Below are 11,371 nucleotides of genomic sequence, written 5' to 3'. Positions count from 1 at the left end.
CTCAGAGTAAGAGAAGGGCGCCGGCCCCGCCCGCCGACGCGACCGCCCTGCCCGACGCCGCCGTGCCCGCCCCCGTGCCCGCCGAAGCGGCCCGCACGGCGCCGGTGCCGCTCGGCGGCGCCGTCCTGCAGCCGGAGCTCGACGCCTTCCTCGCCGCGCACGAGGCCGAGCTGATCGCCTTCCGCCGTGACCTGCACGCGCACCCCGAGCTGGGCTACGCCGAGCACCGCACCACCGCGAAGATCGCCGAGCGGCTGCGCGCCGCCGGCCTCGACGCGGTGATCCTGCCGAAGGGCACCGGGCTGTTCTGCGACATCGGCCCCGCCGACGGCACCACGGTCGCGCTGCGGGCCGACATCGACGCGCTCCCGCTGCACGACGAGAAGGAGGGCGTCCCGTACCGGTCGACCGTCCCCGGCGTCGCGCACGCGTGCGGCCACGACGTGCACACCGTGATGGTGCTGGGCGCGGGCCTGTTCCTCGCGCAGCAGGCCGAGGCCGGGCTGCTGCCGGGCCGGGTCCGGCTGCTGTTCCAGCCCGCCGAGGAGACCCCCGGCGGGGCGCTGGACGTGATGGCCGCCGGCGGCATCGCGGGCGTCGACCGCGCGTTCGCGCTGCACTGCGACCCGCGCATCGAGGTCGGCCAGCTGGGGCTGCGCACCGGCCCGATCACCGCGGCCTGCGACAAGGTGTACGTCAAGGTCACCGGCCCCGGTGGGCACACCGCCCGGCCGCACCTGACCGCCGACCTGGTGTACGCGCTCGCCAAGATCGTCACCGAGCTGCCGTCCGCGCTGTCGCGGCGCGTCGACCCGCGCTCCAGCCTGTCGCTGGTGTGGGGGCGGGTGTCGGCCGGGTCCGTCGCCAACGCGATCCCCGACGACGGCATCGCCGAGGGCACCGTCCGCTGCCTGGACGACGAGGCGTGGCACCGCGCGCCGGAGATGATGAAGGCGCTGCTGCAGTCGGTCGCCGCCGCCTACGACGTGGAGGCGTCGCTGGAGTACGTCCGGGGCGTTCCGCCGACCGTGAACGAGGCGGCCAGCGTGCAGATGTTCCGCGACGCCGCCGCGCAGGTGATGGACGAGGACGGCGTCGTGCCGACCCCGCAGAGCCTCGGCGGCGAGGACTTCGGCTGGTACCTGGAGTCGATCCCCGGGGCGCTGGCCCGGCTCGGCGTGCGCACCCCCGGCTCGCCCGGCGAGTACGACCTGCACCGCGGCGACTTCGACGTCGACGAGCGGTGCATCGCGGTCGGCCTGCGGGTGCTGAGCGCGACCGCGCTGACCGCGCTGTGGGAGGGCGGCCGGCCGGGCGACAGCGAGCCGATCGAAGGTGCCGCGCTGGCCTGATCCGCCGCTGCGGTCACCGTGCGTGACCGCCCGTTCCCCTTTCCGGTGACCTGTGCCGCGGCGCGTCCCCCACGTCGGCCCGCGCCCGCTCAGGACCGTGGCCGCGCCGCTGACCTGTGGCGATATGCGTACGCATTGGTAACGGACCTGTTGCGAATCGGTGCAGGCGGGAAGTTTGCCCTCATTCGCGAGGTAGCGTCCCATCGATTTCGGTGACCGCATCGGTCACCGGACCGTGGGTGGGGAACGGAAGGAGCGCTACCTTGCGCCGTGGACTGAAGACTTCGCTCGTCACCGTGACGGGTGCGGCGCTGCTGCTCAGCGCTTCCGCGTGCGGCGGCAAGAAGGCGGACACCGGTGGCGGTGACGAGGGCGGCAAGAAGACCCTCAAGATCGGTCTGGCCTTCGACATCGGCGGCCGCGGCGACCAGTCCTTCAACGACTCGGCCGCCGCGGGCCTCGACAAGGCCAAGCAGGACCTGGACGTCCAGACCGAGGAGATCTCGGCCAAGCCGGACGAGCCGGACTCCGACAAGGAGTCCCGCCTGCGGCTGCTGGCCAACAAGGGCTACAACCCGATCATCGGTGTCGGGTTCGCCTACACCACCTCGATCGTCAAGGTCGCCAAGGACTTCCCGAACACCAAGTTCCTCGTCGTCGACGCCGACCAGTGCAAGGTCGAGGGCGCCAACGTCAGCGGCGCCTGCTTCGCCGAGGAGCAGGGCTCCTTCCTGGTCGGCGCGGCCGCCGCGCTGAAGTCCAAGTCCGGCACGATCGGCTTCATCGGCGGCGTCAACGTGCCGCTGATCCACAAGTTCCAGGCCGGGTACGAGGCCGGCGCGAAGGCCGCCAAGCCGGGCATCAAGATCCTGCCGGCGAAGTACCTGACGCAGCCGCCGAACTTCAACGGCTTCAAGGACACCAGCCTCGGCAACGAGGCCGCCAAGGGCCAACTCGACCAGGGCGCGGACGTCATCTACCACGCCGCGGGCGGCGCCGGCATCGGCGTCATCAAGACGGTCGGCGCGGCCGGCAAGTGGGCCATCGGCGTCGACTCCGACCAGTACAACCAGCCCGCGGTCGCCGGGGTGAAGCAGCACATCCTCACCTCGATGGTGAAGCACGTCGACCTCTCGGTGTTCGACTTCGTCGAGAGCGTCGCCAAGGGCACCTTCAAGGCCGGCACGACGACGTACGACCTGAAGAACGACGGGGTCGGCTACTCGACGTCCGGCGGCAACGTCGACGACATCAAGGCCAAGCTGGACGAGCTCAAGGCCAAGATCGTCAGCGGCGAGATCAAGGTCCCGACCAAGGCGTGAGCCGGCGATCGGGGAGTGCGGGGACGTTCCCCCGCGCGGTGGCGGCGTGAGGCCGCACCACCCGGCAGCGACCGCGCACCGGGAGCCGTCCAGGCGGGCGGCCCCCGGTGCGGCGGCGTGTCCCCGGCCCCGTCCCGCGGCGCCTTCCGTGCACGTTCGAGGCAGGAGGAGGGGCACTCGTGCCTGACCAGGTGCCGGCCGTGCGGCTGACATCGATCACCAAGCGGTTCCCCGGAGTGGTGGCCAACCGCGACATCAACCTCACCATCGAGCGCGGCGAGGTGCACGCGCTCTGCGGCGAGAACGGCGCCGGCAAGTCCACGCTGATGAAGATCCTCTACGGGATGCAGCGGCCGGACGAGGGCACCATCGAGGTCGACGGCGAGCAGGTCTCCTTCCGGACCCCGGCCGACGCGATCGGCCGCGGCATCGGCATGGTCCACCAGCACTTCAAGCTGGCCGACAACCTGACCGTGCTGGAGAACGTGGTCCTCGGCGCGGAGCCCCGCGGGAAGGGCTGGCGGCGCGGCCGGATCGACTTCGCCGCCGCCCGCGCCAAGATCAAGGAGATGGCGCGGGCGTACGGGCTGCGCGTCGACCCCGACACACTGGTGGAGGACCTCGGCGTCGGCGAGCGGCAGCGCGTGGAGATCCTCAAGGTGCTGTACCGGGGCGCCCGCGTGCTGATCCTGGACGAGCCGACCGCGGTGCTCGTCCCGCAGGAGGTCGACGAGCTGTTCGGCAACCTGCGGGAGCTGCGCGCCGAGGGCCTCACCGTGCTGTTCATCTCGCACAAGCTGGACGAGGTGCTCGCCGTCGCCGACACCATCTCGGTGATCCGGCGCGGCACCACCGTCGCGACCCGGCTCGACCCCGCCGAGGTCACCTCCCGGCGGCTCGCCGAGCTGATGGTCGGGTCCGAGCTGCCCACCCCCGAGCTGCGCGAGTCGACCGTCACCGAGGACGTCCAGCTGGACATCGGCGGGCTGACGGTGCTGACCCCCGAGGGCCGTCCCGTGGTGGACGACGTGTCGCTGCGCATCCGGCGCGGCGAGATCGTCGGGCTGGCCGGGGTCGAGGGCAACGGGCAGACCGAGCTCATCGAAGCGATCATGGGCATCCGCAACGCCGACGCCGGGACGATCGTGTACGGCGGCGACGACATCGCGCACTGGGCGACCCGCCGACGCCGCGAGGCCGGCATCGCCTACATCCCCGAGGACCGGCACCGGCACGGGCTCATCCTGGAGGGGACGCTCTGGGAGAACCGGATGCTCGGCCACCAGACCCGCAAGCCGAACGTCCGCGGCCCCTGGACGGACCGGCGCGGCGCCCGCCGCGACACGACGCGGATCGTCCGCGAGTACGACGTCCGGACGCCGGGCATCGAGGTGCCCGCCGCCGCGCTGTCGGGCGGCAACCAGCAGAAGCTCATCGTCGGCCGGGAGATGTCCGGCGACCCGCACCTGCTGATCGCCGCGCACCCGACGCGCGGCATCGACGTCGGCGCCCAGGCCGCCATCTGGGACTACCTGCGGCAGGCCCGCGCGGACGGGCTGGCCGTGCTGCTGATCAGCGCCGATCTTGAGGAACTCATCGGTATGTCCGACACCCTGCACGTGATCCTGCGGGGCCGGCTGGTCGCGGAGGTCGATCCGCGGACCGTCACCCCCGAGGAGCTCGGCTCCGCGATGACCGGCGCGGGCGGCGCCTCATGAGCGAGCCGAAGGACCCGACGCCCCCGGGCGGCGGCGAACCCCCTGAGCCCCCCGAGGACGCGTCGAAGGACGCGCCGAAGAGCCTGTCGAAGGACGCGCCGCCCGCCGACGGCAAGGACGCTGGCAAGGACGCCGGGAAGGGCGTCCCGGAGCCGGTGCCGGCGTGGAAGGCGATCCTGCGCGGGCTGGGCCCGACCGGGCTCGGCCTGAAGATCGGCGCGCCGGTGCTGGCGCTGCTGATCTCGCTCGGCATCACGATGATCCTGCTGCGGGTCACCGGCGCCGACCCGATCAGCTCGATCCAGAGCATGATCGACTACGGCACCACCGAGAACTCGATCGTCGACATCGTCAACCGCGCGACCCGGTACTACCTGTCGGCGGTCGCGGTGGCGATCGGCTTCCGGATGGCGCTGCTGAACATCGGCGTGGACGGCCAGTACCGGATCGCCGCGTTCCTCGCCGCCGCGCTCGGCGGCGCGATCACGCTGCCCGCGCCGTTCGGCCAGCTGCTGGTGATCGTCGCGGCGATGGTGGTCGGCGGGCTGTGGGCCGCGATCGCGGGCGTGCTGAAGGTGACCCGCGGGGTCAGCGAGGTGCTGTCCACGATCATGCTGAACGCGATCGCGACCGGCGTCATCGCCTACCTGCTGAACGACAAGCGGCTCGCCGAGGTGCGGCCGGGCAGCAACAACGTCGCGACCGCGCAGATCCCCGAGTCGGGACGGGTCGGGCCGCTGAACGGCTTCCTGTCCTCGCTCGGCATCGACCTGCCCGGCGACGTGTACGGGCTGCTGCCGCTCGCGGTCCTCGTCGGGATCGTGTTCTGGGTCGTGATCAACTACACCCGGTTCGGCTTCGACCTGAAGGTGTCGGGGCTGTCGGCGTCCGCCGCGCAGGCCAGCGGCGTCAACGCCCGCCGCATGATCGTCTACACGATGATCGCGTCCGGTGTGGTGGCCGGCCTGATCGGCATGCCGGAGCTGCTCGGCGCGTCCTACGAGTACTCGCTGAACTTCCCGGCCGGGCTCGGCTTCACCGGCATCACGGTGGCGCTGCTCGGCCGCAACCATCCGGCCGGCATCGCGCTCGCCGCGCTGCTGTTCGCGTTCCTCGACCAGACCTCCGACGTGCTCCAGGAGGTCGACGTGCCGAAGGAGATCGTCGGGGTCATGCAGGGCGTGGTCGTGCTGACCGTCGTCATCGTGTACGAGCTCGTCCGGCGCTGGGAGATCCGGCTGCAGCAGCGGGCCGTCGCCGCCGAACTGGCCACCGGCCACGACCTGGCCCGCGAGGCCGCTGGGAGCGCCTCATGAGCGCCGCGACCGAGGCGGTGGCCACCGTGAAGGCCGCCAAGGGCAAGATCAGGCTGCGCTGGCCGCACTACCTGCTGATCGGCTCCGGGCTGCTGGTGCTGCTGTCGCTGGTCCGCGTCATCGACGACGCCGACCCGGTGACCTCCAGCGGGACGGTCAGCGCCGCGCTGCGCCTCGCCGTGCCGATCTTCCTGGCCGGGCTCGGCGGGCTCTGGTCGGAGCGGTCCGGTGTGATCAACATCGGTCTCGAGGGCATGATGATCCTCGGCACCTGGACGGGCGCGTGGGCCGGCTACCAGTGGGGCCCGTGGATCGGCGTCCTCGCCGGGATCATCGGCGGCGCGCTCGGCGGGCTGCTGCACGCCATCGCGACCGTGTCGTTCGGCGTCGACCACATCGTGTCCGGTGTCGCGATCAACATCCTCGGGCTGGGGCTGACCCAGTTCCTGGCCGGGCTGATCTTCGACACGGGAGCGGCGAAGGCGCTCGGCGGCGGGCCCCGGCAGTCCCCGCCGGTCGATCCGATCATGACGTTGACGCTGCCGGTGCTGTCCGGCGGCAAGATCGGCGGCTGGCAGAGCCCCGACTGGCTCGGCTCGCTGGAGGGCCGCCACTGGTTCCTGCTGTCGGACATCGCCGGCATCGCCCGCGGACTGACCAGCGACATGTCGCTGCTGACGCTGGTGTCGCTGCTGCTCGTCCCGCTCAGCTTCGTGATCCTGTGGCGGACCCCGTTCGGCCTGCGCATCCGCTCCTGCGGCGAGGACCCGTACGCGGCCGAGTCGCTCGGCGTGCAGGTGTACCGGATGAAGTACGCGGCCGTGGTCATCTCGGGCGCGTTCTCCGGCCTCGCCGGCGCGTTCCTCGTCACCGTCGCCGCCCCGCTCTACCAGGACGGCCAGACCAACGGCCGCGGCTTCATCGGCCTCGCCGCCATGATCTTCGGCAACTGGCGGCCGGGCGGGCTCGCCGCGGGCTCGCTGCTGTTCGGCTACACCGACGCGATGAACGTGCGCGGCGGCGGGCAGGCCGTCCACGCGCTGCTGCTGTTCGTCGCGATCCTGCTGATCGGCGTCGCGGTCTGGCAGGCGCTGCGGGCGAACCGGCTGCGCGGCCAGATCGTCACCGACCTCGGCCGCCGCGAGGTCCGCAACGCCTCCCTCGGCGCGGTGCTGTCGCTGGTGGCGGCGGCCGGGCTGCTCGTCTGGTTCCTGATGAGCGAGATCGTCCCCGGTGAGCTGGTCTCCTTCACACCGCACCTGACGACGCTGCTCGTCCTGGCCCTGGCCAGCCAGCGCCTCCGCATGCCCGCGGCCAACGGCGTGCGCTACAGGCGAGGCGAGGCAAGATGACTCTCATGGAGATCGACTGGCCTGGCCTGCGCACCGCCGCGCGGGAGGCGATGACGCGTGCGTACTGCCCGTACTCCGGGTTCCCGGTCGGCGCCGCCGCGCTGGTGGACGACGGCCGGATCATCACCGGGTGCAATGTCGAGAACGCCTCGTACGGGGTCGGGCTGTGCGCCGAGTGCTCGCTCGTGTCGGCGCTGCACGGCCCCGGCAAGGGCGAGCAGCCCCGCCTCGTCGCGGTGTCGGTCGTCGACAAGCACGGCGACCCGGTGATGCCGTGCGGGCGCTGCCGCCAGCTCCTGTGGGAGCACGGCGGCGCGCCGATGCTGCTGGAGACCGTCCGCGGCGTCCTGCCCATGTCGGACGTCCTCCCGGACGCCTTCGGCCCCGACGACCTGATCGAGAGAGCTTGATCCATGGATGCCATTGACGTCATCCGCGCCAAGCGCGACGGCGGGGTGCTGAGCCCCGCGCAGATCGACTGGGCGGTGGACGCCTACACGCGGGGCGCGATCGCCGAGGAGCAGATGTCGGCGCTCGCGATGGCGATCCTGCTGAACGGCATGACCCGGGCCGAGGTGGCGCGGTGGACGGAGGCGATGATCCGCTCCGGTGAGCGGATGGACTGGTCGGCGCTGGACCGCCCGACCACCGACAAGCACTCCACCGGCGGTGTCGGCGACAAGATCACGCTGCCGCTGGCGCCGCTGGTGGCGGCGTGCGGCGCGGCCGTCCCGCAGCTGTCCGGGCGGGGCCTCGGCCACACCGGCGGCACCCTCGACAAGCTGGAGTCGATCCCCGGCTGGCGGGCGTCGCTGTCGAACGCCGAGATGCTGGACGTGCTGCGGGCGGCGGGCGCGGTGATCTGCGCGGCGGGCAGCGGCCTCGCCCCCGCCGACCGCAAGCTGTACGCGCTGCGCGACGTGACCGGCACGGTGGAGTCGATCCCGCTGATCGCGTCCTCGATCATGTCGAAGAAGATCGCGGAGGGGACGGGCGCGCTCGTCCTGGACGTCAAGGTCGGCTCCGGCGCGTTCATGAAGACGGTCGAGAACGCCCGCGAACTGGCCGAGACGATGGTCGCGATCGGCACCGACCACGGCCTGCGCACGGTCGCGCTGCTCACCGCGATGGACCGGCCGCTCGGCAACGCGGTCGGCAACGCCGTCGAGGTCGCCGAGTCGGTGGAGGTCCTGGCGGGCGGCGGCCCGTCCGACGTGGTCGAGCTGACCCTGACCCTGGCCCGGGAGATGCTCGACGCCGCCGGGATCACGGGCAAGGACCCGGCGGACGCGCTGAAGGACGGCTCCGCCATGGACGTCTGGCGCCGCATGATCACCGCCCAGGGCGGCGACCCGGACGCGCCGCTGCCGACGGCCCGCGAGACCCACACGGTCACGGCGCCGTCCAGCGGCGTCCTGACCCGCCTGGACGCCTACGGGGTGGGCGTCGCGGCGTGGCGGCTCGGCGCCGGCCGGGCCCGCAAGGAGGACCCGGTCTCGTTCGGCGCGGGCGTGATCTGCCACGCCAAGCCGGGCGACACGGTCAGCGCGGGGCAGCCGCTCCTCACGCTGTACGGCGACGACGAGGCCCGGTTCGCCCGCGCCCTGGAGTCCCTGGACGGCGCCTACGAGATCGAGGACGGCGCGGCCGCGTCCCCGCACCCGCTGATCATCGACCGGATCGCCTGACGGGCACGGCGCGGCGGCTTCAGGGCGTCCACGATCAGTGGAGCCCGCGCTTGCCGGGCGTCCAGAAGGGCGCGGGTGTTGATGTCGTCGTGCCTCGGTCAATCCGATTGCCCGCCGTCTCGGGGCGGCACTAGCTTGGCCGGAGTGGATCACTTCTCACGCTCGTGGACGGCGTTGCTCGGGGCGGTCGCCGAACTCTCCGATGGGGACTGGGAGCGGCCGTCCGGCTGTGCGGGGTGGCTCGTCCGGGACCTGGTGTGCCACCTGGTCATCGACGCCCAGGACGTGCTGATCACCCTGGTCACGCCTGCCGACGGCGAACCGACCGCCGACGCCGACACCTACTGGAAGCTCGTCGACCCGCCGACCGGCGACGACCCGCTCGACGCGCTGATCCCGCGGCTGGCCGCCGCCTACGGCGACCCGGCCCTGCTGAAGTTCCACCTCGACGACGTCGGCTCCGCCGCGGGGCGCGCCGCCGCACTCGCCGATCCGGAGCTCCGCGTCGCGACCCAGGACATGGTGCTGACCGCCGGGGACTACCTCTCCGCGTACGTCATGGAGTGGACGTTGCACCACCTCGACCTGATCGCGGACGTGCCCGAGGCGGCCGGCCCGCCCGCCGAGACCCTCGCCGCAGCGCGCGCGTCGCTGGAGCGGATCGCCGGGGCCCGGTTTCCGGCCTCGTTCTCCGACACGGACGCCCTCCTGATCGGCACCGGCCGCCGCCCTCCAGCGGACGCCGACAGGGCCGCGCTCGGGGACCTGGCCGCACGGCTCCCGTTCGTCCTCGGCTGAGTTCCGTGTCAAAGGGGGGCCGGATCCATGGCCCTTTTTCGGCCCGCCGTCCGTCCGGAGGGCACGGCGGGCCGGTTAGCCGATCTTGGTCAGGGGACGGCCGGTGATCAGTGGAGGACGGCGAGGGGAACGCGGTGCTCGGTGCCGTCCGGGGTTCGCCAGGGGGCGGTGACGTGGGCCTGGACGTCGGTGGCGGTGTCGTGGGGGTCTAGGACGCGGGTCACGCCGATCGTGAGGGTGCCGCTCGGTTCGGTCGCCACGGTGATGTCGGTGCGGTCGGGGCCGTGCTCGACGGCCTTGATCGCGGTCAGCGTCGAGGCGGTGGTTCCGGTGAAGTGCGCCGAGACGGACGGGTCCGGTTTGTCGCCGATGGTCTGGTGCTGCGGTTCGGCGCGGCCTTGGAGGAGGGCGAGGAGCTGGGCGACGAGCACCGGGTCGCGGGTGCCGTCGTAGATCCATCGCCGTCCCAGGACGCCGTGCTCGGAGGTGCCGACGAGTCCCTCCTCGGCCCCGTCCAGCGGGGCGCCGCGGTAGCTGAGCGGTACGTGGTAGGAGATGGGCCGGTCGCCGGAGGTGTCGGTGACCACCATGAACTCCATGCCGACCTCGCCGTCCGGGTCGTCGAGCCGGAAACCGCCCGCCCTGGTCAGGCGCGGCGCGGGTCCCGGGCCGGCGTACCAGGGCTGCGCGGGGAGCCATGCGGTGAGCAGCTCCAGCTTCCCGGGCGTCATGGTCGTCTCGTAGATGACTGCCATGCGATCTTTCTACCGGACCGCCTGCCGGCCCGTGCTCGGCGGCATCGCCTTGGCGGGCTCTCGGCTGGGTAGAACACCGGATGTGCTCGAAGCGTCGGCCGGCGGCTCCGGGCGGGGGCTCAGGGAGAAAGGCTGATCGATGGGGACCGACCTCGAAGGCTTCGCCGAACTGATACCGCTGGATCACGGCCTGTGCGTGGTCAGCACGCTGCGGGGCGACGGCGGTGTGCAGTCGTCCGTCGTCAACGCCGGAGTTCTAGAGCATCCGCTGCGGGGTGGACGGGTCGTCGGGCTCGTCGCCACCGGTGGTTCCCGCAAGCTGCACCATCTGCGCGCCGACCCGCGGGCCACGATCGTCGCCCGCGCGGGCTGGCGGTGGACGGCCGTGGAGGGCGACGCGGAGATCATCGGCCCGGACGATCCGCGGCCCGGCGTCGACGGCGAGGCGCTGCGGGTGCTGCTGCGCGACATCTTCACCGCGGCCGGTGGCACGCACGACGACTGGGACACCTACGACCGCGTGATGGCGGAGGAGCGGCGGGCCGCCGTGCTCGTCACCCCGCGCCGCGTCTACGGCAACCCGCCGGCCTCCTGAACTGCGCGCCCGCTTTTCGGCGGCCGCTTCCGGGCGGCGCCTGGAAAACGGCACGGGAACAACGTCGAAGTGGCCGGTTCCGTCGAGGGGGATGTACTCTGGTCGCCGAAAGACCACCTCTGTGAACTGTCGCCGCCGAAGCGTCCGAGGCGCCTGCGGATGTTGACTCATTCCATTACCGGACCGCCGGAAAACGTGACTCGGTGGGCGTTAATCCCGGGGCCCTGTCCGCAATGACCTTCAGGCTAGGGATTTGTATCGGATGGGCGAGGAGCGCGCACGCCTTGATCGTGACTTCCCTCCGAAATCGATCTTTTCGTGATCACAGATATCGGACAGGCGCTTTACGCGCCGTCTGGCACAGTTGTCAACTACCCTGCCGGGTGGTTCTGCGGTACCGCGCGTCCCGTCCGGTGGTCAGTGGCTGAGCTGCGCTTTCATCGGGTTTCGGGGACGCCTGGGGATGGTGGGGCGC

Annotated in this window: 10 protein-coding genes; 9 read left to right on the top strand and 1 reads right to left on the bottom strand. The window is 72.1% G+C overall.

The features are described from left to right. The first annotated feature begins 104 nt into the window (after positions 1–104). From ETD96_RS31405 to ETD96_RS31370, 8 genes are all read left to right on the top strand, one after another. Positions 105–1,352: an amidohydrolase gene (locus tag ETD96_RS31405; RefSeq protein ID WP_138640110.1), complete on the top strand. Its 1,248-nt coding sequence runs from the start codon at positions 105–107 to the stop codon at positions 1,350–1,352. A 263-nt stretch (positions 1,353–1,615) separates the two neighbouring features. Continuing rightward, the gene (locus tag ETD96_RS31400; RefSeq protein WP_240808359.1) at positions 1,616–2,674 is read left to right on the top strand and encodes a BMP family lipoprotein; all 1,059 of its coding nucleotides are present in this window, start codon (positions 1,616–1,618) and stop codon (positions 2,672–2,674) included. Positions 2,675–2,853: 179 nt separating this feature from the next. After that, positions 2,854–4,392: an ABC transporter ATP-binding protein gene (locus tag ETD96_RS31395; RefSeq protein ID WP_171069317.1), complete on the top strand. Its 1,539-nt coding sequence runs from the start codon at positions 2,854–2,856 to the stop codon at positions 4,390–4,392. Then, entirely contained in the window at positions 4,389–5,708 is a 1,320-nt protein-coding gene (locus ETD96_RS31390; RefSeq protein ID WP_205719538.1) for an ABC transporter permease, read from the top strand. Before ETD96_RS31395 ends, ETD96_RS31390 begins: the two co-directional genes overlap by 4 nt. Continuing rightward, complete coding sequence (locus ETD96_RS31385; RefSeq protein ID WP_138640106.1) at positions 5,705–7,060, top strand: ABC transporter permease; 1,356 nt, start codon at positions 5,705–5,707, stop codon at positions 7,058–7,060. The genes ETD96_RS31390 and ETD96_RS31385 overlap by 4 nt, the downstream gene beginning before the upstream one ends. Then, the gene (locus ETD96_RS31380) at positions 7,057–7,470 is read left to right on the top strand and encodes a cytidine deaminase (RefSeq protein ID WP_138640105.1); all 414 of its coding nucleotides are present in this window, start codon (positions 7,057–7,059) and stop codon (positions 7,468–7,470) included. Before ETD96_RS31385 ends, ETD96_RS31380 begins: the two co-directional genes overlap by 4 nt. 3 nt (positions 7,471–7,473) lie before the next feature. Further along, on the top strand, positions 7,474–8,748 hold the full coding sequence (locus ETD96_RS31375; protein ID WP_138640104.1) for a thymidine phosphorylase: 1,275 nt from the start codon (positions 7,474–7,476) through the stop codon (positions 8,746–8,748). Between the two features lie 144 nt (positions 8,749–8,892). Continuing rightward, on the top strand, positions 8,893–9,546 hold the full coding sequence (locus ETD96_RS31370; RefSeq protein ID WP_138640103.1) for a maleylpyruvate isomerase N-terminal domain-containing protein: 654 nt from the start codon (positions 8,893–8,895) through the stop codon (positions 9,544–9,546). Between the two features lie 107 nt (positions 9,547–9,653). Here the strand turns inward: ETD96_RS31370 and ETD96_RS31365 are convergent, their stop codons facing one another. Then, complete coding sequence (locus ETD96_RS31365) at positions 9,654–10,301, bottom strand: maltokinase N-terminal cap-like domain-containing protein (protein WP_138640102.1); 648 nt, start codon at positions 10,299–10,301, stop codon at positions 9,654–9,656. 139 nt (positions 10,302–10,440) lie between these two features. Between ETD96_RS31365 and ETD96_RS31360 the strand changes: the two genes are divergently transcribed. After that, on the top strand, positions 10,441–10,896 hold the full coding sequence (locus tag ETD96_RS31360; protein WP_138640101.1) for a TIGR03618 family F420-dependent PPOX class oxidoreductase: 456 nt from the start codon (positions 10,441–10,443) through the stop codon (positions 10,894–10,896). The last annotated feature ends 475 nt before the right edge of the window (positions 10,897–11,371 follow it).

This window comes from Actinomadura geliboluensis, assembly GCF_005889745.1.
Lineage (GTDB): Bacteria > Actinomycetota > Actinomycetes > Streptosporangiales > Streptosporangiaceae > Spirillospora > Spirillospora geliboluensis.
The sequence above is the reverse complement of the archived record's forward strand: the minus strand, read 5'-3'. Positions and strand labels throughout refer to the sequence as shown.